The sequence below is a fragment of the Salinimicrobium catena genome (assembly GCF_900102915.1).
In the GTDB taxonomy this organism is placed as follows: domain Bacteria; phylum Bacteroidota; class Bacteroidia; order Flavobacteriales; family Flavobacteriaceae; genus Salinimicrobium; species Salinimicrobium catena.
On the sequence record NZ_FNGG01000010.1, the window covers coordinates 37,196 to 60,960 of the forward strand.

Consider the following 23,765-nt stretch of genomic DNA (forward strand, 5'->3'; position numbering starts at 1 on the left):
AACTTTAAGGACAAATGACAAAAAACTTCTTTTTGGGAGCAGTACTTCTTATGTGCCTTTTTTCTGCTCAGGCACAGGTTGGGATCAACACCACAGATCCTAAAGCACAGTTAGATATAACAATAGCCGATCCTGCTTCTCCGGGCAGTACAGACGGAATATTGATCCCGAGGCTGGAAAAGTTCCCTGCGATGAACCCTTCCGCAGAACAGCATGGAATGCTGATCTTCCTGAAGACGGCAACCACAGGATTCCCTGCCGGTTTCTATTTCTGGAATGGTACCGGCAACACCTGGGAAGGTGTTGCCGGAAAAGCAACTTCAGACTTCTATAAAGTAGGCACTACAGCTGCGGCAGGCAGTCAGCAGGATGCGATCTTTAGGACCGGAAATGTGAATATAGGCGGACAATCTGAAAACGTGAAGCTCAAGGTGATGATCAATCCTACCGAAAATTTCATCACCAAGACCGGTTTAGAAGTAGAGAATGCAAGCGGCACTCCCGCAAATGTCACCTACGGGATTGTAAGCACTAATAAAACCGCTACCGCCGATAGGAAATACGGGATCAAGAACACTGTCTCGGCAGACGGAATTGGAGTGCATTATGGCATTTACAATGAGACCAATCAAAACACCAATGAAGAGATCTACGGCATTTATAATGACGTGGGCAAGACGTTTGGCGCGACCAAAAACCATTATGGCATCTACAACAAAATCGGGACAGTTCAGGGAACGGGAATGGTCTACGGGATCTACAGCGCGGCTTTCGGAAATGACCCTAAGAAGCTCTTCGCAGGATATTTTGCAGGCAGGGTGGGAATTGGTGCCACCCCGGCGGAAGAATACATACTTCCCGATATCCGCGGCAGTCAGGACCAGGTCCTGGTGACCGATGCCGCCGGATTAGTGACCTGGAAACACAATAATTATAGGACTTACACTTCAACGACCTCGGCGACCGGCAGCTATATCATCCCTGACGAAACCTTTACTTTGCGTATCAACAACCAGGTAAGCAGCATTACCTTACCAGATGCCGCTACTCATAAGGGAAGGATCCTTTACCTCATCAACTGGCCCGGAAATGGTCAAAAGCCGTTCGTTTTTCTAAACGGAAACGACCTTTTTGACATTACCACGAACAGCACAGTTTCCGCGATCAATGGCGGCCAGAAAATGATGCTCCAAAGTGCGGGCAATCGCTGGATCCTTTTGGACAAGTGATAAAAAAAGCGGAAGAGAGATCTTCCGCTTAAAAATTCTGTTGAAGAAATTTTAAAACAACTTGTAACCAACTGAAAGTTGGAAGACACTGTTTTTAGCATCGGCATCTGAAGCAATATCGCTTAAGCCCATATTATATCGGGCCTGGAAGAAAACTCCCATTGGCAGTTCATAACCCAATCCGAATCCCACACCAAAATCAGTTGACTCTGTCTCGTCTTCCACGTCTACGCTAACTCCGTCCATCTCAACTTCTGACTTGACATTGAATCCTACATAAGGCCCTGCTTCTATTGAAAAACCTGGAACTGCATAGTACTTCGCCATCACTGGAATGGTCAAATAATCAAGGTTCCAGTTCATTTCGTCATCTTTAGCTCCCTGAGCTGAATACAATACTTCAGGCTGAATACTGAAACTTTCAGTCAGCCCAAATTCCGCTAAAAGACCTAAATGAAATCCCGTTCGTCCATCGATATCATCAACATCATCTCCGGATAGATTTGCAAAATTCACACCCCCTTTAATTCCGAATCCCATTTCCTGAGCCTGACTCGCAGAAACAGCAAAAAAGAAAGCTGCAACAAGTAATAATTTTTTCATAATTAGTTGTTTAAGTTTTGTTAATAACAACTAATCTATAAAATAAAACTGTTAAACCAACAAATGATCATGGAAAACAGGACCAATGAGTCCAGTTTATCGATAAAAGAACAACTTACTAAAGATCAGATTTTTGAATTAGTAAGTGGTTAAAGGAAACTTTGAATGGCCAGCTCATAGCTCTGAAGCCCGAACCCAAGGATAACCCCTCTTGCGTTTGGCGCTATATATGACCTGTGCCTGAACTCTTCGCGTGCGGCAGTATTGGAAATATGCACCTCAATCACGGGAGTTGCGATGGCTTTTACGGCGTCCCCTATTCCAACTGAAGTGTGGGTGTAGGCGGCAGCGTTCAAGATAATTCCTTCATAGTTTCCCTCAGCCTGCTGCAACTTATCAATGATCTCTCCTTCAATGTTAGACTGGTAATGATCCAGCTCAACTGCCGGAAATTTTTCCTGAAGTTCTTCGTAATAAGATTGAAAATCCTGATTACCGTAAGTGCCGGGTTCTCGTTTCCCCAGCAGGTTTAGATTGGGGCCGTTAATAATGAGTAGTTTCATGTAGTAAAAGTAAAAAAATAAAAAAAGCGGAAGCATGTACTTCCGCTGTTAAACATTTAAATCCCTTACTACAATTTAAATTCCACTCCAAAAGTGAGGGCTCCAATGTCGATCACATCATCAGCAATCCCTGCGTATGACAGCACCAGCGCAAATCTTAAGAATTGGTATCCTACCTGAGGACGGTAGTACAGGCCGCCATCTGCGTCTTCTTCCAGCGCGATGGCATATCCAATATCAAAACCGGCAAAAAAGGACTGTGGCAAGCCAAGCCGTCCGGAGGCCGCAATTGGCAGGTAGTTAAAGTCATCGAATTCATCCTGTCCGAAGAAGTGAGTATAACCTAAGAGCGGCCCCACCTCTACGATATCCACAAAGGTAAACCGGTACGCAAGATCAACGCCGCCTTCAAAACTGGAGATGTCTTCAATATCTCCCATGGGAATTCCCGCATGTACACCAATATTGAAATTGGTTTGTCCGAAAACGGGGCTCAGGCCAAATACCAGCAGCCCCAGAAAGAGTAATTTTTTCATCATTCACAGCTTTTTTAGTTAGTAAAGATTAAATTTACTCTAAATAGTTGGCACACAACTCATTACACCTAATGATATTTGTCATGATAAAACATTGAAGACCAACTATTCAACATCCTTTTGGAAAACCTAATTCAAAAAAAGAGCGGAAGTGAAAACTTCCGCTCAATAAGCTGGTTGGTTAGATGAATTGCATTTAGAACAACAGCCCGATCCCTGCCTGGATGACAGAGTTTTTCGCATCGGCTGCAGTATTATCATAGATGTTGGTTAGCCCGGCATTATACCTTCCGTAGAGAAAGAAATTGTTGAACTTGAAAGATGTACCCAGACCAAGGCTCATGTCAAGTTCCTTACGATCTTCGTCATAGAAATCGATGTCATTGTCGCCGTCCCCGATCTGTTCATTGACCACAAATCCTACCTGCGGTCCGGCCTCAAAACTCCAGCCGTTGGTCACATAAAGCTTTGCCAGTACAGGCACAGTGATAAAATCTAACTGGTGTTCGATATCGGCATTATCTTCCCTTCTGATGATATCAAATCCCTGTGCGGAATAAAGCACCTCGGGTTGAATGGAAAACCTGTCAGAAACAGGAACCTCAGCGAGTAAACCAAGATGATATGCGGTTCTTGCGCTTTCATCATTGAAATCTGAGAAGCCGTCTCCTGAAATGGTGGAAAAGTTAACCCCTCCTTTTATTCCGAAATAAACATACTCCTGTGCGGCTGCAAATGTGGTACTTAAAACCATTGCCGCAACAAATAAGATTGACTTTTTCATAACTATTAGGTTTTTAGTTCCCGACAAATGTAGGAGTCGAGTTGTTAAGAAAATCTAAGCCGGTATTAAAGTATTGCTAAGGTATTCCCGTAAATCTGCTGTATATTTAGCCTGTGAACTGGAAGAATGCTCTTGTTGATTACCAGCAATACCTGCGCATTGAGCGAGGTCTCTCTGCCAATACCATCACCAATTACAGCTTTGATGTAGAGAAGCTCATCTCTTATCTTGAGGAGCATGAAATACATGTTTCACCGATAAAGATCACTGAAGAAGAACTGCAGCAGTTCATCTACACCATTGCGAAAAAGGTAAATGCGCGTTCCCAATCAAGGATCATTTCAGGCTTGAAGGGTTTTTTTAACTTTCTCGTGTTTGAAGATTACCGAAAACAGAATCCCATGGAGCTCATCGAGTCTCCGCGCATTGGCCGAAAACTACCCGATACCCTTTCCATTGAAGAAATAGACAAGCTTATCGCAGCCATTGACCTTTCCCGACCCGAGGGAGAGCGCAACAGGGCCATTTTGGAAACCCTTTATAGCTGCGGACTTCGGGTTTCTGAGGTGATCAACCTGCAATTATCTGACCTGTTCTTTGAGGAAGGTTTCATCAAGGTGACCGGGAAAGGTGATAAACAGCGCTTTGTTCCCATAGCCGAAGAAACCCGAAAATACATTGATCTTTACTGCGACCATGTAAGGCCCCATGTTCCTGTTCAAAAAGACTATGAAGACACAGTATTCCTGAACAGGAGAGGAAAAGGACTTACCCGTGCCATGATCTTTACCATCATCAGAAGGCTTGCTGAAGCTGCCGGTATCCACAAAAAGATCAGTCCGCACACCTTAAGGCATTCCTTTGCCACCCATTTACTGGAAAATGGCGCCGATCTCAGGGCGATACAGCAGATGCTGGGGCATGAAAGCATTACTACTACCGAGATCTATGTACACATGGACCGCTCCCATCTCAAAAACGTCATGGAGCAGTATCACCCTCGCAGATAATTATTAAATTTCTGCTAAATCTGGTGAATTCCTTGCCTCCCCCGCCTTTTCCTGCTTATTTTATTTTAAAACACAGTAAAAATGAAAACACTGAAATTCAGCAATAATGACGAAATACCCGCCATAGGCCTGGGTACCTGGAAGTCTGAAAAAGGAAAGGTACAGGAAGCGGTAAAAATAGCTCTTAATGAAGGATACAGGCATATTGATTGTGCCGCTATCTATGACAATGAAGCCGAAATTGGCAACGCGCTTTCCGAAGTATTCTCACAGGGAAAAATAAGAAGAGAAGATGTGTGGATTACTTCCAAACTTTGGAACGACTCTCATAAAAAGGAAGATGTGATCCCGGCACTAAGGCAAACTCTAAAAGATCTACAGCTGAAGTATCTTGACCTGTATCTCATTCACTGGCCGGTAGCTTTTCGACACGGAGTAGGTTTTCCTACGAAAAATGAAGATTATCTCTCCCTGGAAGAAGTGCCTATTATTGAGACCTGGAACGCCATGCTCGAGGCGAAAAAGCAGGGGCTGGTAAAACATGTTGGCGTTTCTAATTTCAGTGTTAAAAAACTGAAGGATCTCATGGCGCAAACCCAGGAGTTCCCGGAAATGAATCAGGTTGAGCTTCATCCTTTTTTACAGCAACATGAGCTGCTGGAGTTCTGCAAGGAAAATAACATCCATCTCACCGCTTATTCCCCGCTGGGCAGCGGTGACCGCAATAAAGAAATGAAGGCAGAGAACGAACCTTCTCTCCTCGAAGAGCCTGTGATCCTGAAGATAGCTGAAAAACACAGTGCCTCTCCCGGTCAGATCCTTATACAATGGGCCGTGGCGAGGGGAACGGCAGTGATCCCCAAATCTACTTCAAAAGGACATATTATTGCCAACCTGGAAAGTGATAAGATCGAACTTGATGAAGCCGACATGAAAGAGATCGCAGAGCTTGATCGCCATTTCCGGTATGTGAACGGAGAATTTTTTGTAACCAAACAAAACCCTTATGAGAACATCTATGATGAATAAACCCAAATATATGGCATTTATGAAAACCGCTTTTGCCCTCACTTTTTTCCTTGCCCTTTTTACAGGCTGCCAGGATAACGAGCGGGAGCTGCAAGACACCGAGCAACAACTGGATTCGCTTTCACAGGAACTGTCCAGATATAAAAAAACTGCCGATTCCCTCAAGGCGCTAATCGAAAAAGGAGATATCGCGGCCAATTATCCCATCTACTTCGGAAAGGAATTCGATTCTATCGAAGATCCAAAGGAAATGATAAAAACCGCTCTTAAAAAGCATCCCGAAATAATTCCGCTTGACCCTGTTGTGGGAGGCAGCATGCAGTTCCGTGAGGTAAAGGTATTGACCAACGACTGGGTACTGGGGATCTACGATGATGGCCATATTCAGGGAAAATCGATCTACCGATACAAATTACAACCCAACGGCAGACTGGAATTTGAACACGTTACCTCTGCCGAACCCCAAGAATGACCAAACCCGAAAGGGCCTGTGGAGAACGTTATATTTATGATAAACTCCGGGACTTTTAGGTCATTTTTGGTAACTTCAAAGCAATAAATATTAAGCAAAAACTCAGATGACTATGAAGACGAACATCCAATTTGTACATTCAGACACCAAAATTTCTGCAGAACAACTTGTTCAGCGAAAATTGGATAAACTCGAGAATAAATTTGACTGGATCATTTCGGCTGACGTGATGTTTAAAGAAGAGAAATCTACTAACGGTAAAGGCAAGGTGTGCGCTATTGAGCTTAGCCTTCCGGGACCAAAGATACATGCTTCTTCAAATGAAGACAGCTTTGAAGCTGCCGCTGCCGAGAGTGTAAAGGATATTGAAAAACAGCTCAAGAAACGAAAAGCGGAAATGCAGAGCCACTAAAAAAGAGGATCTCTAAAATCAAGAAAGGCTGCCAAATGGCAGCCTTTTCTATTTTACCTCTTAATTGAAGGAGTTAAGCTATCCTTTCGATCCTCGCACCGATGGCTTTGAGTCTCTCATCTATATTTTCATATCCGCGGTCTATCTGCTCGATATTGTGGATAATAGAAGTTCCTTTCGCAGAAAGCGCGGCGATCAGCAACGAGATTCCGGCCCGTATGTCAGGCGAAACCATGGTAGTGGCTTTCAGCTGCGACTGGAAATCATGCCCTATCACCGTAGCCCTGTGCGGATCACACAAAATGATCTTCGCCCCCATATCGATCAACTTATCCACGAAGAAAAGTCGGCTTTCGAACATCTTCTGGTGAATAAGCACACTACCTCTTGCCTGGGTGGCGACCACCAGGATGATGCTCAAAAGATCGGGCGTGAATCCCGGCCATGGCGCGTCACTGATGTTCATGATGGAACCGTCAATGAAGCTTTGCACCTCATACCCGTCCTTATGGGCAGGAATAAAGATGTCGTCTCCCCGCTTTTCTATATTGATCCCCAGCTTTCTGAAATTAGTTGGGATGAGACCTAAATGGTCCCAGGAGACGTTCTTAATGGTGATCTCACTTTTGGTCATTGCTGCCAGTCCTATCCACGATCCTATCTCGATCATATCGGGCAGGATGGTGTGGGTACAGCCGGAAAGTTCTTCCACTCCTTCTATTTCCAAAAGGTTGGATCCTACTCCTTTGATGCTGGCGCCCATACGGATGAGCATGTTGCACAACTGCTGCAGGTAAGGTTCACAGGCAGCGTTATAAATAGTGGTCTTACCCCTGGCAAAAACAGCGGCCATGATGATGTTTGCCGTACCTGTTACCGAAGCTTCCTCCAGCAACATATAGGTCCCGGTCAAACCATTTTTGGCCTCTACACCGTAAAAACGTTCTTCTTTATTGTATCTAAAATCGGCTCCCAGCTTGATGAATCCTTCAAAGTGGGTGTCAAGGCGGCGGCGACCTATCTTATCTCCTCCCGGCCTTGGGATATAACCTTTTCCAAATCTTCCCAGCAATGGTCCCACCAGCATGATGGAGCCGCGAAGGCCGCTTCCCTCCTGCTTGAACTTTTCACTGGTCAAATAATCCAGGTCCAGTTCATCACTTTGGAAGGTATAACTGCCTTTTCCTGTTTTTTCTATTTTCACGCCCAGCTGCTTGAGCAGGTGGATAAGTTTATTGACATCAAGTATATCCGGAATGTTATGGATAGTTACTTTTTCGGGAGTAAGCAAAACTGCACAAAGTATCTGTAAAGCTTCATTTTTGGCTCCCTGAGGATTGATCTCTCCCTTTAAGGAGTGTCCTCCTTCAATTCGAAAAGTTCCCATGGTAGTAGATTAAGGTTTAATGGCGTTTACGGCTTCTGGTGCGGTGCGTCTTCTTTGAGGACTTCTTTTGGGTATACTTCTTGTTGCCCCTAAGCAGATCAGACGCCTCACTAAGATCTTCTTCCGTCGCTTTGATATCGATCCTTCCACCGCTTAGCTCCCTAAGATGGTCAAAGATCACTTTGTCGTCAACAGTATCTTTGTTCCAGTTAAGGTAAGACTTCTTCATATGGTTGGCGATGGTGTAGACAAGCCCTTCTTTTTGGGGTCCGTCTTCCCATTTGTTCGCCTCATCGATCATTCTTTTGATGTTGTTGCCGTAGAACCTGTACTTCGGAAAGTTTTGGGGGTAGTCCATCCTGTCAGGTCTTTCAGCAAGCATTTCACGGGAAGGTTTAGGAAAAGGGCTTTCCACATCCAATTTGAAATCACTGATGATGAACAACTGGTCCCAGAGCTTATGCTGGAAATCGGGCACATCTCGCAGGTGCGGGTTCATGTTGCCCATTACCGAAATAATAGCCTTGGCTACGCGGTTGCGTTCTGCATCATCCTTCACCTCAACGGCGTACTCCACCATCTTCTGAATATGTCGGCCATATTCCGGAATGATCAATTTACTCCTTTCAGAGTTATATTCTAGTTCGTTTGTCAAAATGCTAATTATATAGGGTGATAATATACTGTAGAAGTTTATCGCCTGCAAAATAAGAAAATATATTCAGGCAACATTAAATATTTTAAATTCTTAACGCCTTCAGCAGCAATTATAAAGAGATCACGCCCTCTATCTTCTCGCCTACCTCCTTGTATTTGGCAATCACCGCATCAGGGTCCTGCATTTTCACGTTCACAGAGACACTGGTGTATTTTCCGTTCCTCGATTCTTTGGTTTTTATTACCGCTCCCAGGTTGTCAAAAATATTATGCACCTCCTGTATCTTTTGCTTGCTGGTAGGCACAATGAACTTATATAGGTATATGGTGGGCCAATTGTCTGTATCGTGCAGTTGGGCCTTTAATTTCCTGTAGAATTCTTCGGGATCTTTTGCTTCGCTCATAATTTTTCTTCTTCCTTTTAATTACAAAGATACATTTTAAGATCCATTTTTTAAATTGAATGCAAATGCCGAAATTTGCCGCGTGAAGACCAGGAAAATTGTTATCACCGGCGGTCCCGGTACAGGAAAGACCTCTGTTATTGAAGCCCTGGAAGAGAGTGGTTATTTTTGTTTCCACGAGGTTTCAAGGGAGATCATTAAAGAGGCTCAAAAAAAAGGAATTGACCAGTTATTCCTGAAAGAACCCCTGCTCTTCAGCGAGATGCTGCTCGAGGGCCGCATCCAACAGCACAAGGATGCCGAGATCGTTGAAGCCAATATGGTCTTCCTCGACCGCGGCGTGCCCGATGTGGTGGCCTATATGAATTACTTTGGAAATGAATACCCTCCCGTCTTCAACCGTGTTTGCAAGGAGTATTTATACGACGAGATCTTTATTTTGCCCCCGTGGAAGCAGATCTACACGGAAGACAGCGAACGTTACGAATCATACGAACAGGCGGTGGCCATTCACGACCACCTGGCCGAAAGTTATAAATTCCATGGGTATCGACCCATCGAGGTTCCCTGCGGACCTGTAGAAGAACGCGCTTCATTTATCCTGGACCAGCTTGTTTAAGCCCGAGGAAATACTACAAAAATACTGGGGGTTCTCCTCCTTTCGTCCCCTGCAGAAGGAAGTGATCGAAAATGCGCTTTCAGGTAAGGACGTGATCACCCTGTTGCCCACAGGCGGCGGAAAGTCGCTTTGCTTTCAGGTGCCGGCTTTGGCAAAAGACGGCCTGTGCATTGTGATCTCTCCCCTGGTAGCCCTTATGGAAGACCAGGTAAATGCCCTGCAGGCCAAAGGCATCAAAGCCATGGCCCTCACCGGCGGCATTCCCTTTTCTGAAGTAGACACCCTGCTTGATAATTGCATTTACGGCAATTATAAATTCCTATACCTTTCTCCGGAGCGCCTGCAGCAGGAGATCGTCCAGGAACGCATAAGGCAAATGGCGGTAAACCTTATTGCCGTAGATGAAGCCCATTGTATCTCCCAGTGGGGGCATGACTTTAGACCGGCATACAGGAACATCGCTTTTTTGAGGGAGATCAAACCGGAAGTCCCGGTAATAGGCCTCACCGCTACCGCCACAGGAAAGGTGGTAAAGGATATGGCCGAACAGCTTGAGATGAAAGATCCAGCTATTTTAAAACGGTCTTTTAAAAGAGAGAACCTGGCTTATGAGGTGAAAGAAGTACAGGATAAGAATTATTACCTGGAAAAGATCCTTCGGGAGCATGAGGAATCGGCCATTATTTATGTAAGAAGCCGAAAGGCAACAATAGAGCTGGCCGAATTCCTTCAGAAAAAAGGGATTTCAGCCGCCTCTTTCCACGGCGGTCTCCTTAAAAAGGAAAAGTCTGAACGCCTGCAAAGCTGGCTGAAGGACGAGAAAAGGGTGATGGTGGCCACCAGCGCCTTTGGAATGGGGATTGACAAACCTAACGTTCGCAGCGTGATCCACATGAACCTGCCCGAGAGCCTGGAAAGTTACTTCCAGGAAGCAGGCCGGGCCGGCAGGGACGGCAAATTCGCCAAAGCAGTGGTCCTTACCAACCAAAGCGACATTCCGCTGCTCAAAAACCAGTTCCTGAGCACCCTGCCTTCCGTAGAACTTGTAAAACTGGTTTATAAAAAGGTGGTCACCTATTTCAGGATCGCGTATGGCGAAGGGGAAGGCTCTGTGCATCATTTCAATTTTTACGAGTTCTGCAGCCAGTATGAACTCAACGTGCTGCAAACCTATAATGCACTTTTGCTGCTGGACAGGACCAGCGTACTGAGCCTCTCTGAACAGTTTCAGAAAAAGACCAGGATCCATTTCAAGGTTACCGGAAGACAATTGAGTTTTTACCTCGAAGCCAATCCGCAGTTTGATGCGGTGGCAAAAGCAGTGTTGAGAACCTATGGCGGAGCGTTTGAGGATATGGTCGAGATCAACCTGCAGGTGATCGCCAATAAGGCAGGCACAGGCCAGTCTGAAGTAATTTCAGTCCTGCGAAAACTGCATAAGGACGGGATAGCTGAATTTGAACACGACCAGCACGACACCCGCGTGACCTTTTTACTGCCCCGGGAAGATGAAGCCACCGTAAATCCGCTGATACCTTATATAAAACTTCAGCTGAACACGAAAAAGGAAAAGATCGAGGCCGTGCTGAACTATGTAGCCAATAACGGCCAGTGCAAAAGCCGGCAATTATTGTTATATTTCGGAGAGACCGATGCCGGCCCTTGCGGGATCTGTTCGGTATGCAAGCCTTCTGAAGAAAAGCTGAGTCGCGAACAAATGAAAAAGATCTACTTCAGGATCGTCGCGCTCCTGGAAGAAGGGGAGCACAGCTCCCGGGAGATCACCGAAAAACTTGATTTTCCCGAAGCACACATTTTAGAGGTTCTTAGGGTCCTGGTTGAAAAAGAGGCTTTGAGCCTCACCCCTGCCAAAAAATATAAATTAAAGCATCTATGAGAAAATTACGGATCGTCTTTATGGGTACGCCCGATTTTGCTGTGCATACCCTTAAAAGTATAGTGGAAGCCAATTATGAAGTGGTAGGAGTCATTACCGCTCCCGACAAACCCGCCGGAAGGGGAAGAAAGCTCCACGAATCGGCGGTGAAAAAATATGCCACCGAACAAGGTTTAAAAGTACTGCAACCCACAAATCTTAAAGACGAGCAGTTCCTTCAGGAATTAAAAGATCTTGACGCCAACCTGCAGGTGGTAGTAGCCTTCAGGATGCTGCCAGAGGCGGTGTGGAAAATGCCGGAATTCGGCACCTTTAACCTGCACGCTTCCCTGCTTCCGCAGTACAGGGGCGCCGCGCCTATAAACTGGGCGGTGATGAACGGGGAAAAAGAGACGGGTGTTTCAACCTTTTTTATTGATGAGAAGATCGATACCGGCGAGATGATCATGCAGGAAAAGGTCGGGATAGACCCCGCCGAGAATGCCGGCAGCCTGCACGACAAGCTCATGACCACGGGAGCCGACCTTGTAATTAAAACCCTTAAGGCTCTGGAAGAGGGCCCTGTAGAAACCACTTCTCAAAAAGAAGCAGGAGAATTAAAGACAGCGCATAAGCTCACTAGGGAGAACACCAGGATAGATTGGAACAAAGGCCTGGAGGAGATCTACAATTTCATCAGGGGCCTTAGCCCCTTCCCTACAGCCTGGACCATGCTTACCAACGGGCAGAACGAACAAATGCTGAAGATCTATGCGGCCGAAAAAGAAAATGCAGCCCATGACCTGGAACCGGGAAAGTTGGTACAGGAAAATAAAGAAGTAAGGATCGCGGTAAAAGGAGGGTATATAATTTTAACTGAGGTGCAGCTGCCGGGTAAGAGAAAAATGACCGTAAAAGAACTTTTGAATGGCTATCAATTCTTTCCAAATGCCAAAGTTCTGTAAACCCCTGTAAATACTGAAACAAACGAATTTCGCTAAAAATCAACTTAGGTTATCAACAATTTGGCGAAGTTATTAACAATATTGGCCATTTCCCTTGTCATTACTTGCATGGCAAAGATTTCCATATAAATTTGTAGAGCAAATTAATTAAAGTTTAACCAACAACTATTTTAAAACTCAAATTATGAACAAGACAGATTTAATCGATGCAATGGCAGAGAATGCCGGAATTTCAAAAGCTGCAGCAAAGAAAGCTTTAGAATCTTTTCTTGAGAACGTAGAGAAGTCTCTTAAAAAAGGTGACCGTGTATCTTTAGTAGGTTTTGGATCCTGGGCAGTATCTAAAAGAGCAGCCAGAGAAGGTAGAAACCCACAAACTGGAAAGACTATCAAGATCGCTGCTAAGAACGTAGTGAAGTTCAAAGCTGGAGCAGATTTACAGAAAGCTGTAAACTAGTTCTTACTTAAACGCTAATAAAATATTAAACTCTCCCCTTTGGGAGAGTTTTTTTGTTAAATAAAGTTTACGGGCGGTTCAAGCTGAAAGAAATTTTTTTAGCTTTAAAAGAAAAGAATTGAAAAATCAAGGAAGAAAAGATATGACGACACTTAAACCCGCCAAAGGTCATCTTTTAATTGCAGAACCTTCCATAACAGGAGATCTTTCGTTCAACAGATCTGTGGTCTTACTGGCCGATCATACTGAGAGCGGATCAATAGGATTCATCCTGAACAAGGTGCTGGATTTTTCTTTAAAAGATTTGATACCCGATCTAAATGGCAATTTCAGAGTATATAATGGAGGGCCGGTAGAACAAGATAACCTTTACTTCATTCATAAAGTACCCGATCTAATACCCGATAGCATAGAGATCTCCAGTGGAATTTACTGGGGTGGCAATTTTGAAGTGGTCAAAGGCCTCATTAGTCAGGACCTGATCACCGAGAACGAGATCAAATTCTTTTTGGGATATTCGGGCTGGGACTGCGAACAATTGAACGAAGAACTCAACGCGCACTCCTGGGTGGTGACAGAGAACAAGGACCATAAGGACATTCTCAACAGGCACCCGCGCAACTTTTGGAAAGACAAGATGATGCAGTTAGGAGGAAGTTATGTGATCTGGTCCAACGCGCCAGAGAATCCTTCCTACAACTAGCTTAGTCTTGCCTGCACGTTCAGTTTGGTAAGCAGCTCTTTTGCGACCTCCATCTTGAACTCTTTTTTCCTGTATTTGCTTACGGGCCGTATTCCCATGACCACATTGGTGATGAACATTTCATCGGCTTTTTGAAGTTCAAAGGCCGAAACTGACTCTTCCACAACAGTATATTCAGGCAGCTTCTTCAGGATCTCAATGATCTTTCCTCTTACGATGCCTTTGATACAGCCATCATTCACGGGCGGGGTCTTGATGGTCTTGCCGGTCACCAGGAACAGGTTTCCGTTAAGCGCTTCGACCACGCTTTTATTCTCGTTGAGCAACAAACAATTGTCATATTCGTTCTCCTTTGCAAAGATGCTGCCCAGCACGTTGATCGCCCTGTTGTTGGTCTTTACCGTAGATAATAGTCCGCTGTTGATGTAGTGGTCTTTAAAGAGCTCCACTTCATAGAAATCCTCTTTCATGATGTAAAAAGGATCTTCAAGAACTTCTGAAGTGATCACGTAGCCCACATCATTGGTATTGGGCCTGTAGAAGCCGCCTTCTTTTCTGTGGACAGAGAAGCGTACCCGGGCTGCGGAAGAAAGCTGCTCATTCGTCTCCAGCAGATCTTTGATCTCCTGCTCCAGGAATTCGGGGGAAAAAGTAGATGGAATTTCCATTCTCATGATACGCATGCTTGCCATAAGCCTGAAGTAATGATCTTCCCAGAACATGATCTTTCCGTTGATCACCCTCAACGTTTCAAAGACCGCATCACCATAAGCGTACCCCCTGTTCGAAACCGACAGGGACGCCTCTTGAGAGGCTACAATCTTTCCGTCCAAATTAGTCATAAAAAAAGCCCGTTGTTTAGAACGGGCAAAGGTACTATTTCTGTCAAGATTTTTAAACCGATCCAAGGACTTGTTTCAGGTCTGAGATCATATTCTCCCACAACATTTTTCCTTCTTCCACTTCATCCTCTTCGGCAAAGTCGGTCACCATGATGGAAACGTCTTTGGTAATATCGTCCACCTGTATGCGAAGTTCAAAAAAATAAGGTGTTTCCTCGTCGCTCAACCATCTGAATTTCACCCGCTCTCCGTTCTTTTTACTTATGAGCTTAGCTTTCTCTTCACTGCCTTCCCAGATAAAGGTGAACATTTCACCGCGGGAGTTCACATTATCGGCATACCATTCGCTCAATCCCGAAGGAGTGGCTATATAATTATACAGTAAGGAAGGAGACGCCTGTATAGGGAATTCCATCTCATACTTTATCTTATCGTCCATTCTTTGGTTTATTAGTTTTGGGCAATATAATTATTAATTACTTAATTGCAAACCACAGCAAAAGATCAAAAATTATTTTTTTAAAAAAGATAGTTTGCCACAAGGTAAAATGTTTATATATTTGCACCCGCCAAAAGAAATCAAATGCTGTGCAGGCTGCGATTTCAGGCGCAATTGGCGAGGTAGCTCAGTTGGTTAGAGCGTCGGATTCATAACCCGGAGGTCACGAGTTCAAATCTCGTTCTCGCTACTCTAAAACCCCTTTTTTGGAAGGGGTTTTTTTATGCCTAAAAATAAGTGACCTCGGGTTGAAGATGAGATCTTTAGGTCACGAGTTCCCCTGATAGCTATCGGGGTTCGTTCTCGCTACAGTTTCCAGCCCCTTTAGGTTTTTATATGCCCCTTTCTGAAGTGACCTGCGGAAGGTTTTGAGCCTGAAGCAGGTAAACAAATAAAAATCAAGGGATCTCTGGGTAAATCACTCCTCCTTGTTCATTCTTTCCGTTTGTCTCCTCTGCCCCTGTTGATCGATCTTATTCTGTGCCTTTGCCTCATCATGGGCCTCCTCATTACCTGACTCTCTTTTGGACAACTCGTCCAGGCGATTTTTCTTCCCGTAAATAATCAACAGGTCTTTTGCCTTCAGACGAAGATCTGCAGGAGGCACTCCCACATACTCCTCTCCTGTTCTCTTCACCCCTAACACCAAAACCCCTTCCTCCACCAGGTCAAGCTCTTCAATGGTCTTATCTGCTAACCAGGCATGTTCGCGTATATCGATCTCGGCAATTCGATAATCCTCTTTAAGATGTAAAAGAGAAACATAGTCTCGCAGATCTAAAGAAGTATAACGGGAGAGAATTTTCTCTATCATTGGTGTCAGCACCCGGTTGAATGCTTTGTTTCTTGAAAGAAAGTAGAGTCCCCCCACCCCGATCAATAGCACGATCAGCCGTTCTGAAGTTGCCTGTCCCGCCCCTACGAAAGAAAGCAGTAAGGTGGAAATAGAGGTAACCACCCCTACGGAACCAAGCCTTATGAGCAGGGTTATGATCTTGCGCCTGATAGGCACATTGAGAATGCTTTCTGACTCTGTAGTAGTAAAACCGGTTCCTGAAAATGCTGAAAGAGATTGGAATTTGGCCACCTCTTCTGAAAGCCCTGTCATAAGCAAAGCAACTGCACCAATTCTTATCACCAGCATAGAAAGGGCGATCACTATTAAAAGAGAAATTACAGAAACCATGACTTATATTGGGTTTAAACGAAAACAAGATCCTGTCGACCTGACCATAAATTTAAGAAACCATATGCAAACTGCCTTAAATTAAAAACTCCATTCCAATCCCAGATGAAAAACCAGGGCAGCAAGACAGCTCGATTAAATTTATAAGCGACTCAAAAATTCTTCCATTAAGAAAGCCTTTTTCCGAGGGATCTTCTGCGGAAGTTTTCCTCTCACCTGCCTTGAAATCTTCGCTTTACTCCCGGAATTTTCGGGCAGAGTTTTCCTGCTGCTTCGGAAAAGCCCATTTTGCTGCAGATTTGGAAAGGTTTTTGTTGAATTTAGAATTAAAACCAATACATGAGAAAACTATTACTATTTGCAATTTTTTTAGGAACAATTCCGGCGATCTCTCAGGAAACTGAAACACAAAAACTTGAGGCTAAAAAAGCCTCGCTTGAACAGCAGATCGCAGTGCTTAAAGATTCCGTGGCTCAGGTGAACAAAAAGCTGGAAGCCTTAAAAAGCGTGAAAGAGCCGGTCAAAAAGTACAAATTGGGACCCAATGAACTTTTGGCGCTTGAGAAATTGCAGATAAGACTGGAACCTAACCACACCAGCAAGATCGTGCTTGAAGTGCAAAAGGAAACCCCCGTCCTTAAAATTGATAAAATGGGCGATTTTTACCTGGTTTGTTACAACGGAATTTGTGGTTATGCCCCCCGGGCATCATTAGAATTCACACAAAATGGAACGAAAGAAGATGAAAGAAACAATGTACCGAATTCTTAGCAGCACCTGGGCAAGGCAGATCCTTATTCTATTGATCATGGCTGCGGCGGGTGCCTTTTTGCTATCCCGCCTGCCCTATTTCCTGGCAGCGCTCTGGGAAAATTTGAACTGATTATTAACCAACTAAAACCAACAGATCATGAAACCAACAAAAAAGCTTAAGCTGATATTCTTCACTTTGTTCACCCTTTTTACCGGGTCAATGGCTTTTTCTCAAGCCGTGGGACAACCCGAACCTACCCGCGATTTGGAAATGCAGGTAGGCCGCGAAGTAGCCCGCTGGGAAGATGAACTTTCTTTAAGGGCCAAGCAAGCTGCCCTTATGGAGCGTAAATACATTGAATTCGCCTTGAAAAGGGAAGAAGTGTTGAAAACCGACATTCCGCAGGAGACAAAAATAAAACAGCTGGTCGCCTTAAAACTTCAGGAAACCAGGGACATGAGAGACATACTTACCGGTCCGCAGTACGAAAGATACCTGGAACTTCTCGAGGCAGAGGCTGACGAATAGTTTCGCTGCAGAATTACCCCCTCCTTTTATAAAAGAAAATTTCATAGCTTTAATCTTCGGAAGGAAAACCTTTCACAATTCTTATAAGATGAAGCTAACCACTTTCTCTCTTCTCTTCCTGGCCCTGCTGCTGGGAAGCTGCAGATCAGATCAAACCAATATGGAGGAAAAAGAAACACCCGAAACCGCCAAAGACACCACCCCTAAAGTGACAGGGATTGGCGGTATCTTTTTTTTCTCAGAGAACCCTGAGAAAACTAAGGAATGGTACTCGAAAAACCTGGGGCTGGAAACCAACCAGTGGGGTTCCAGTTTTGAGTTCAGGAACGCGCATCGTCCCGACGAGATAAATTACCTGCAGTGGAGCCCTTTTAAAGACGGCAGCGAATACTTCGCCCCTTCAAAAAAGGAATTCATGATCAATTACCGGGTGCAGAACATTGAAGGCCTTCTTGAAAAGCTGAAGGCGAACGGAGTCACCATCCTTGACAGCATCGAGGAATTCGACTACGGCAAGTTCGTCCACATCATGGATGCCGAAGGCAACAAGATAGAACTTTGGGAGCCGGTAGACAGTGTCTTCACCGCCATGGGCGGGAAGACCACGAAGTAAGCTTTAGAGCTACTAAGAAAGCCCCTCAGGAAGGGGCCTTTTTTTGGTCTTTTCTGAAGGTTTTCCAGAGTAACTATCCTGAAAATGGGAATTTTCAAGACCCACCTTCTCTTCTTCTATACCTTAACACTTCTTTAATACAAATTTCCTCCTTTTCAACTCGTAAATCCTATTTATCGATAATATATGCAGGTTTATTCAAGATTAATATGATTTTTAAGGAAACCCGCAACTAAAGTTTAATAATTATTTAATATTTTTAGACGAAGGTTTGAAACTTATAATATGAAGAGCTTAACAAGTATTAGAACAATAGGAGGAATTGATGCCGATAATGATGACCTTCTAATGAAGTGTTTTCAAAATCATGACTCCTTTAATGAAATAAAAGAATTCCAGAAGTTTATCGTATTAGGAAGAAAAGGAACTGGAAAAACAGCGATCTTTAAAAGATTTCTAAATAGTAAAAATCATTCTCTATTCAGTTTTGGCCATACGTTTTCAGATTACCCATGGCATTACCATGATAAACAAGCAAAAATTGGGGTTCCAGATTTTGATAAATTCACCCATAGTTGGAAGTATTTGATATTAATGAGTCTATCAAAGATCTTATTAAATCAAGATCAAAGTTTACCCTACAATGAAGATTCTTTAGATTTCTTATCTAAAATAGAAAGTTTTATTGTCGACACGTATGGTACTAGAGATCCAGATGTAACACAAATTTTCACACCTTCAAAAAAATTAAAAATAAAATCAAATTTTACAGTTGATTTAGCCTTGATAAAAGCTAATCTTACTCCAGAAGGCTTACCTATGGAGCACTTACCTACGGTCATTCAAGAGGTCAATTTAAATTTAATCGAATACGTTATTGGAAGTCTTAATCCAAATCACTCTTACCATATTTTATTTGATCAATTAGATTTAGGATTTGATCCTAAGAATCCTGAATACAATAACCGAGTAATTGGACTATTACTTGCAGCAAAGGAAATTAATAGGATAGCAAAGGAAAACAATAAAAAACTGTCAATAATAATTTTCCTCCGAGATGATATTTATAATTCTCTAAAATTTGAGGATAAAAATAAATTAACCCAATCTTCAACCACAGTGATAGAATGGGACAGACCCGGTAGCCATTCCCTGAAAGAACTACTGGAGAGAAGATTAACAGAAATTCTAAAAGAGTACCCGAATGAAGAAATTAAATGGGAACAAGTTTTTGATGAAACCCAGTTAATGACAGGTAAACAAACTAAATACAACTATATTACTGATAGAACATTTTTACGTCCAAGAGATGCAATTCAGTTCTGTAACGAAATTCTAAAGTCTCATAATCTTAATGAAGATCGTGAGGCAATGATTTCAAATAAAGAGATTAACTCCGCTAAAACTGATTACAGTAAATATTTTTTGGATGAGTTAGATGATGAAATTCATAAGCACGTTCCCAAATATGAAAACATTCTTGAAATAATTAAAAGTATAGGGTATCACCAATTTGATATGGAAGATTTTGAGGACTCAATACAAAAGAAAAAATCCCTTTTTAGCGAGGAAATTGAAACATATGATTCATTAAAAAGTCTTTTTGAGTTTTCTATCATTGGTTATTATAAAGCTGGTGGTAGTGGCTATGGTGGTTCAGAATATATTTTCAAATATAAAAATACTAGAGCTCAGTTTGAAGAAGGTGCTAAAACTTATAGAGTTCATCCCGGCTTAATAGACTTCCTTGGACTAAAAAGATCTACAAAACCAAAAGAAATTATTCATCCTCATTAATAACATAAAACAAAGGTCCCCACTTCACAGAAAAAATATGAAAGAAAAATTCAGAACTTTTATCATCATCTACGCCGCATTGCTGTCCGGCATCATCCTGATGGCCGTGATCACTGAGGCCATCGACTTCGAAGCGATCTTCCAGCTTTCAGAGGAAGAACTGCCCTGGTTGTTCCTTCCGGTAGCAGCCATCACCCTGAGTGAATTCCTGTACAGAAACAGCATGAAGCAGATGGCAACCAAAACAGACGAGGACGGCAGGATAGCCGTATACCAGTCGGCCAGCATCGTTCGCTGGGCCATCCTGGAAGGTACTGCCATCGTCTGCATCGTAATGCCGAGCATTCCCGACATCAACATCCTCATAACCGTGGCTTTTTACCTGCTTGTTTGTCCGCGGTACTGGAGATTCCAGCAGATCGTGGCCCCTATGTAACTAAGTTTTCAAAGATGAAAATTGTAAAGAGTTTATTGCTGCTCCTGTTTTTCGCTCAATCAGGGTTGGCTCAATCGGGTTACCCGAAGTACGGTACGATCAAAGGCCATGTGTGGGATACGCTTCAAAATAAAGCGATCGCCACACACCTGTACCTTCCCGGGTTCAACAGGAAAACAGCGACAGACGTAAATGGCAACTTCCTCCTTGAACACATACCTGCGGGCACTTACACCTTAAAAGTCCGGACCTTAAGCTACCCTGAGAAAACGATTGAAGCAATCACCATTCAAGGCGACACTGTAATTGAACTGAATTTTCTCTTTCCTCCTGAATGTATATACATCCACAACACTATGAACTGTCCAGTTTGCAATAAAAAAGATGAAGTTATTCCGGTAGTTTACGGTATGCCCACCGAGAAGACAATGAAAAAAGCTGACCAGGGAAAAGTAAAATTAGGCGGCTGTGTCGTCTCGGATTGCGAACCAAAATGGTATTGCAAAAGGGATAAAAGATGGTTCTAGTTGCAGAAACTCCAATAGGCCAGTTGAAAAAATAAATGAAAGACCTGCTCCTCATCATCTGCAGTGAGCGAAGATCCCTTTTCAAAGGAACCATGATTTGTTTCCTGATGATCTTTCCGTTCACCTTTCTTCCCCCCATCCTGAGAAAGGGTTTCAGCCTTACCACCATCCTGGAAAGGTTCAATGAGTCCACTCTCTATGCCCTGGGTTTCGCGCTGCTCATCGTCATTGCCGCGGTCATCCACAACTACAATTCGCTGGTGGAGAAGAAATGGATTTATGAAAAGTCGGCCTTTAAGTGCCTGGATTTTTACGGAAGGCTTAACGGCATGGGCAGCATCAACCGCGAGCTGGAAACTTTCCTGCTCGGCGAGATAGACGGCTACTTCTTCCGCCTGGGGATACAGGATCCCGAAAGTGAAAAGCCTCACCTGGAGATCATCCCGTTTATCGATCGCAATGACAAAAAAGCTGAAGTTCGGACCTTAAAAAAGGAACATGATTTCCGGCAGGGCTTTTTCTTCGGAAAATTCATCCCGCTGAAAAAATTGGACCTTGAGGATCCCGACTGCCTTAGGATCCTGCTGGAAGAATACTCGGGCATTTTTAAGAAACTAGGTTTTGAGCCCCTGGATTTCGAATTAGAGGAAGAGTAAATAACCCGTCGGAATCTGTCAAAATTAATTTTCACTTTCAGCAGATCCTTCCTATCTTATTAGGAAAATAACATCCTATGAAAATCAAACAACTTGGCAGCACCCAGCTTCATATCCCACCAGTAGTATTCGGCGGCAACGTCTTTGGATGGACCCTTGATGAAAAGGAGTCCTTCAGAATGTTGGATGAAGTCATTGATAAAGGCTTCACCGCAATAGATACGGCAGATTCCTATTCTCACTGGGCACCGGGGAACAAAGGCGGCGAATCTGAGACCATCCTCGGGAAATGGCTGAAAGAGCGCGGCAACCGCGACAAGATCGTGCTGGCGACGAAGGTGGGTTCCAATCCTGGCAAGGAAGGCAGAGACGTTTCCAAAAATTACATTTTAAAGGCCGCCGAGGATTCCCTCCGCCGCCTGCAGACAGATCATATCGACCTCTACTTCACCCACTGGGATAATGAAGCCACTCCGGTAGAAGAAACCCTGGAAGCTTATGATCAGCTCATCAAAGAAGGGAAAGTCCGCTATATAGGTGCCTCCAACCTCTCTCCGGAACGCATCCGCGAATCGATGGCCGCTTCTGAAGAGAACGGACTTGCCAGGTACAAAGTCCTGCAACCGGAATACAGCCTTATGGAACGCAAAAAATTCGAAGACGGCTACTGGGAACTGGCTAAGGAATATGACCTGGGCGTGATCTCTTACTTCTCCCTCGCCAGCGGCTTCCTCACCGGAAAATACCGAAAGGCCGAGGACATCGAGGGCAGCAGAAAACAGATCGTGGAAAAATATTTTTCCGATAAAGGATTAAACATCCTGCACACCCTGGATAAGATCGCCGAAAGACATGGAGTAAGCGACACGGCCGTGGCCCTGAAATGGATCATGCTGCGCCCGGGAATTTCCGCCCCCATCGTCAGCGCTACAAAGAGCAGTCACTTAAAGGCTTTTGAAGAAGCGGTGGAATTGAAGCTTTCAGGTGAGGAAATGGAACGGTTGAACGAGGTAAGCCGATAAAAATTTTTACGGGTGGTATGACTGAAAAGGAAAAAATGCTCGCAGGTAAACTATACCTCGCTGAAGATGAAGAACTGAAAAAAAACAACAGAAAAGCGAAAACACTTACCCATCTTTTCAACCAAACGACTGAAGACGAACTCGCCTACAGAACCGAACTTTTAAAAGAGCTTTTTAAAACTACCGGTAAAAACCTGTACATAGAACCGCCTTTTCGTTGTGATTACGGCTGCCATATTTCCATAGGCGAGAACTTTTACGCAAATTATGACTGTATCATCATAGACGTTTGCAAAGTAAGCATTGGGAATAATGTCTTTTTTGGGCCCCGGGTGGGGCTTTACACCGCGGCACATCCAATTGACGCCGCCGTTAGAAATACCTTATTAGAATTTGGAAAGCCAATAGTGATCGGGAACAATGTTTGGATAGGCGGCAATGCGGTCATTAACCCGGGAGTGACCATAGGTGATAAGACCATCATCGGTTCGGGATCTGTGGTGACAAAAGATATTCCCGAAGGCGTGATCGCCGCCGGAAATCCATGTAAGGTAGTGCGTGAGATCACTGAAACCGATAAACTGTTCTGGGAAGAAAAGCAGAGGGAATATCATCAAAAGTGAATCCCTGTGGACGGTACTACTGTAATACGATGTCACCCCGAGCGCCTGCCTACCGCAGGCAGGGAGTCGAGGGGCCTCTTGAGAGCAGGGTCATTATTAATCCAGGAGCTTTCGTCTTCGCAAGCACTTCGACCTTTCCTCCCGTTAGTCGGGCTCAGTGCGACAATCGTGATAAATCAACAGGAAGATGCTGAAATAAATTCAGCATGACGATTTAAACATATGACTAAGACTGAAATAGGTTGCCCTTTTTCTCAAACTTTTCAACTATGAAAAATGGCACAGTAAGAAGAACTTTTAGTCAAGAAGTAAAATTAGATTTAGTAAGGAAGATTGAACAAGGAGATCTTCGAGTACTCGATGTAGTTGGGACTTACGGAGTAAGTAAAACAGCGGTTTACAAGTGGCTCAGAAAATATTCCGATCTTTATAAAAAAGAAACGCGAGTCGTAGTGGAGCACAAGAGTATAAGTAAGAAAAACCGGGAACTTCAAGACCATATTAAGAAGCTTGAACAAGCCCTCGGCCAAAAACAGATGCGGATTGATTACCTGGAAAAGATAGTAGAGTTTGCTT

The 23,765-nt window shown here is 43.9% G+C and carries 31 protein-coding genes and 1 tRNA gene; 22 read left to right on the forward strand and 10 right to left on the reverse strand.

Annotated elements, in window-relative coordinates; genetic code table 11:
• Window positions 1-14 precede the first annotated feature (14 nt).
• Window positions 15-1,229 (forward strand): hypothetical protein, encoded by a 1,215-nt coding sequence (locus BLS64_RS13565; protein ID WP_093114188.1) that lies wholly within the window; start codon window positions 15-17, stop codon window positions 1,227-1,229.
• Window positions 1,230-1,280: 51 nt separating this feature from the next.
• Here the strand turns inward: BLS64_RS13565 and BLS64_RS13570 are convergent, their stop codons facing one another.
• The 4 genes from BLS64_RS13570 to BLS64_RS13585 all read right to left on the reverse strand — a co-directional run bounded on the left by BLS64_RS13570 (window position 1,281) and on the right by BLS64_RS13585 (window position 3,715).
• Window positions 1,281-1,832 carry a porin family protein gene (locus BLS64_RS13570; protein ID WP_093114249.1) on the reverse strand — a complete coding sequence of 184 codons (552 nt, stop codon included), beginning with the start codon at window positions 1,830-1,832 and terminating at the stop codon, window positions 1,281-1,283.
• 149 nt (window positions 1,833-1,981) lie between these two features.
• Window positions 1,982-2,395, reverse strand: a complete 414-nt coding sequence (gene aroQ, locus BLS64_RS13575; protein ID WP_093114247.1) for a type II 3-dehydroquinate dehydratase — start codon at window positions 2,393-2,395, stop codon at window positions 1,982-1,984.
• Between the two features lie 68 nt (window positions 2,396-2,463).
• Window positions 2,464-2,934: a hypothetical protein gene (locus BLS64_RS13580; RefSeq protein ID WP_093114187.1), complete on the reverse strand. Its 471-nt coding sequence runs from the start codon at window positions 2,932-2,934 to the stop codon at window positions 2,464-2,466.
• Window positions 2,935-3,127: 193 nt separating this feature from the next.
• On the reverse strand, window positions 3,128-3,715 hold the full coding sequence (locus BLS64_RS13585; protein WP_093114186.1) for a porin family protein: 588 nt from the start codon (window positions 3,713-3,715) through the stop codon (window positions 3,128-3,130).
• A 113-nt stretch (window positions 3,716-3,828) separates the two neighbouring features.
• On the opposite strand from BLS64_RS13585, the gene xerD reads away from it, so the two are divergent.
• The 4 genes from xerD (at window position 3,829) to BLS64_RS13605 (ending at window position 6,638) form a co-directional block, all read left to right on the forward strand.
• On the forward strand, window positions 3,829-4,725 hold the full coding sequence (xerD, locus tag BLS64_RS13590) for a site-specific tyrosine recombinase XerD (protein ID WP_093114184.1): 897 nt from the start codon (window positions 3,829-3,831) through the stop codon (window positions 4,723-4,725).
• Between the two features lie 81 nt (window positions 4,726-4,806).
• Window positions 4,807-5,754, forward strand: a complete 948-nt coding sequence (locus tag BLS64_RS13595; protein ID WP_093114183.1) for an aldo/keto reductase — start codon at window positions 4,807-4,809, stop codon at window positions 5,752-5,754.
• Window positions 5,755-5,764: 10 nt separating this feature from the next.
• The gene (locus tag BLS64_RS13600) at window positions 5,765-6,226 is read left to right on the forward strand and encodes a hypothetical protein (protein WP_143019330.1); all 462 of its coding nucleotides are present in this window, start codon (window positions 5,765-5,767) and stop codon (window positions 6,224-6,226) included.
• Window positions 6,227-6,338: 112 nt separating this feature from the next.
• Window positions 6,339-6,638 (forward strand): HPF/RaiA family ribosome-associated protein, encoded by a 300-nt coding sequence (locus BLS64_RS13605; RefSeq protein ID WP_093114245.1) that lies wholly within the window; start codon window positions 6,339-6,341, stop codon window positions 6,636-6,638.
• Between the two features lie 73 nt (window positions 6,639-6,711).
• Here the strand turns inward: BLS64_RS13605 and murA are convergent, their stop codons facing one another.
• The 3 genes from murA to BLS64_RS13620 all read right to left on the reverse strand — a co-directional run bounded on the left by murA (window position 6,712) and on the right by BLS64_RS13620 (window position 9,086).
• Window positions 6,712-8,025, reverse strand: coding sequence for a UDP-N-acetylglucosamine 1-carboxyvinyltransferase (gene murA / locus BLS64_RS13610; RefSeq protein ID WP_093114180.1), 1,314 nt, complete (start codon window positions 8,023-8,025; stop codon window positions 6,712-6,714).
• A 16-nt stretch (window positions 8,026-8,041) separates the two neighbouring features.
• A complete protein-coding gene (locus BLS64_RS13615) occupies window positions 8,042-8,680 on the reverse strand; it encodes a DUF4290 domain-containing protein (protein ID WP_093114178.1) in 639 nt (212 codons plus the stop codon).
• Between the two features lie 112 nt (window positions 8,681-8,792).
• Window positions 8,793-9,086, reverse strand: coding sequence for a DUF493 family protein (locus BLS64_RS13620; protein WP_093114177.1), 294 nt, complete (start codon window positions 9,084-9,086; stop codon window positions 8,793-8,795).
• A gap of 82 nt (window positions 9,087-9,168) precedes the next feature.
• On the opposite strand from BLS64_RS13620, the gene BLS64_RS13625 reads away from it, so the two are divergent.
• The 5 genes from BLS64_RS13625 to BLS64_RS13645 all read left to right on the forward strand — a co-directional run bounded on the left by BLS64_RS13625 (window position 9,169) and on the right by BLS64_RS13645 (window position 13,706).
• The gene (locus BLS64_RS13625; RefSeq protein WP_093114244.1) at window positions 9,169-9,705 is read left to right on the forward strand and encodes an AAA family ATPase; all 537 of its coding nucleotides are present in this window, start codon (window positions 9,169-9,171) and stop codon (window positions 9,703-9,705) included.
• The gene (locus tag BLS64_RS13630) at window positions 9,698-11,602 is read left to right on the forward strand and encodes a RecQ family ATP-dependent DNA helicase (protein ID WP_093114176.1); all 1,905 of its coding nucleotides are present in this window, start codon (window positions 9,698-9,700) and stop codon (window positions 11,600-11,602) included. Before BLS64_RS13625 ends, BLS64_RS13630 begins: the two co-directional genes overlap by 8 nt.
• A complete protein-coding gene (fmt, locus tag BLS64_RS13635) occupies window positions 11,599-12,546 on the forward strand; it encodes a methionyl-tRNA formyltransferase (RefSeq protein ID WP_093114174.1) in 948 nt (315 codons plus the stop codon). Before BLS64_RS13630 ends, fmt begins: the two co-directional genes overlap by 4 nt.
• Before the next feature lie 181 nt (window positions 12,547-12,727).
• Complete coding sequence (locus BLS64_RS13640) at window positions 12,728-13,003, forward strand: HU family DNA-binding protein (RefSeq protein WP_305367226.1); 276 nt, start codon at window positions 12,728-12,730, stop codon at window positions 13,001-13,003.
• Window positions 13,004-13,145: 142 nt separating this feature from the next.
• Window positions 13,146-13,706 carry a YqgE/AlgH family protein gene (locus BLS64_RS13645; RefSeq protein WP_093114242.1) on the forward strand — a complete coding sequence of 187 codons (561 nt, stop codon included), beginning with the start codon at window positions 13,146-13,148 and terminating at the stop codon, window positions 13,704-13,706.
• On the opposite strand, the gene BLS64_RS13650 is transcribed toward BLS64_RS13645, so the two are convergent.
• Together BLS64_RS13650 and BLS64_RS13655 are read right to left on the reverse strand one after the other, a co-directional pair.
• Window positions 13,703-14,548: an aminotransferase class IV gene (locus tag BLS64_RS13650; protein WP_093114171.1), complete on the reverse strand. Its 846-nt coding sequence runs from the start codon at window positions 14,546-14,548 to the stop codon at window positions 13,703-13,705. The genes BLS64_RS13645 and BLS64_RS13650 overlap by 4 nt on opposite strands.
• 52 nt (window positions 14,549-14,600) lie before the next feature.
• On the reverse strand, window positions 14,601-14,987 hold the full coding sequence (locus tag BLS64_RS13655) for an START-like domain-containing protein (protein ID WP_093114170.1): 387 nt from the start codon (window positions 14,985-14,987) through the stop codon (window positions 14,601-14,603).
• Between the two features lie 176 nt (window positions 14,988-15,163).
• Here BLS64_RS13655 and BLS64_RS13660 point away from each other — a divergent pair.
• Window positions 15,164-15,237, forward strand: a tRNA-Met gene (locus BLS64_RS13660).
• Window positions 15,238-15,465: 228 nt separating this feature from the next.
• Here the strand turns inward: BLS64_RS13660 and BLS64_RS13665 are convergent.
• Window positions 15,466-16,233: a TrkA C-terminal domain-containing protein gene (locus BLS64_RS13665; protein WP_093114169.1), complete on the reverse strand. Its 768-nt coding sequence runs from the start codon at window positions 16,231-16,233 to the stop codon at window positions 15,466-15,468.
• Between the two features lie 339 nt (window positions 16,234-16,572).
• Here BLS64_RS13665 and BLS64_RS13675 point away from each other — a divergent pair, with 339 nt between their 5' ends.
• The 11 genes from BLS64_RS13675 to BLS64_RS13720 all read left to right on the forward strand — a co-directional run.
• Window positions 16,573-17,004, forward strand: coding sequence for a hypothetical protein (locus BLS64_RS13675; RefSeq protein ID WP_093114166.1), 432 nt, complete (start codon window positions 16,573-16,575; stop codon window positions 17,002-17,004).
• Window positions 16,988-17,116, forward strand: coding sequence for a hypothetical protein (locus tag BLS64_RS15410; RefSeq protein WP_256325199.1), 129 nt, complete (start codon window positions 16,988-16,990; stop codon window positions 17,114-17,116). The genes BLS64_RS13675 and BLS64_RS15410 overlap by 17 nt, the downstream gene beginning before the upstream one ends.
• Window positions 17,117-17,143: 27 nt before the next feature.
• Window positions 17,144-17,515 carry a hypothetical protein gene (locus tag BLS64_RS13680; RefSeq protein ID WP_093114165.1) on the forward strand — a complete coding sequence of 124 codons (372 nt, stop codon included), beginning with the start codon at window positions 17,144-17,146 and terminating at the stop codon, window positions 17,513-17,515.
• An 88-nt stretch (window positions 17,516-17,603) separates the two neighbouring features.
• The gene (locus BLS64_RS13685; RefSeq protein ID WP_317039642.1) at window positions 17,604-18,128 is read left to right on the forward strand and encodes a VOC family protein; all 525 of its coding nucleotides are present in this window, start codon (window positions 17,604-17,606) and stop codon (window positions 18,126-18,128) included.
• Window positions 18,129-18,413: 285 nt separating this feature from the next.
• Entirely contained in the window at window positions 18,414-19,925 is a 1,512-nt protein-coding gene (locus BLS64_RS13690; protein WP_093114163.1) for a P-loop ATPase, Sll1717 family, read from the forward strand.
• A gap of 37 nt (window positions 19,926-19,962) precedes the next feature.
• Window positions 19,963-20,361 carry a hypothetical protein gene (locus BLS64_RS13695; protein WP_093114162.1) on the forward strand — a complete coding sequence of 133 codons (399 nt, stop codon included), beginning with the start codon at window positions 19,963-19,965 and terminating at the stop codon, window positions 20,359-20,361.
• A 14-nt stretch (window positions 20,362-20,375) separates the two neighbouring features.
• Window positions 20,376-20,888 carry a carboxypeptidase-like regulatory domain-containing protein gene (locus tag BLS64_RS13700; protein ID WP_093114161.1) on the forward strand — a complete coding sequence of 171 codons (513 nt, stop codon included), beginning with the start codon at window positions 20,376-20,378 and terminating at the stop codon, window positions 20,886-20,888.
• Between the two features lie 35 nt (window positions 20,889-20,923).
• On the forward strand, window positions 20,924-21,544 hold the full coding sequence (locus BLS64_RS13705; RefSeq protein WP_093114159.1) for a hypothetical protein: 621 nt from the start codon (window positions 20,924-20,926) through the stop codon (window positions 21,542-21,544).
• Between the two features lie 77 nt (window positions 21,545-21,621).
• Window positions 21,622-22,566, forward strand: coding sequence for an aldo/keto reductase (locus tag BLS64_RS13710; RefSeq protein ID WP_093114158.1), 945 nt, complete (start codon window positions 21,622-21,624; stop codon window positions 22,564-22,566).
• Window positions 22,567-22,583: 17 nt separating this feature from the next.
• Window positions 22,584-23,189, forward strand: a complete 606-nt coding sequence (locus tag BLS64_RS13715) for a sugar O-acetyltransferase (protein WP_093114156.1) — start codon at window positions 22,584-22,586, stop codon at window positions 23,187-23,189.
• A gap of 269 nt (window positions 23,190-23,458) precedes the next feature.
• On the forward strand, window positions 23,459-23,765 hold a 307-nt coding region (locus BLS64_RS13720; protein ID WP_093114155.1), incomplete at its 3' end, for a transposase.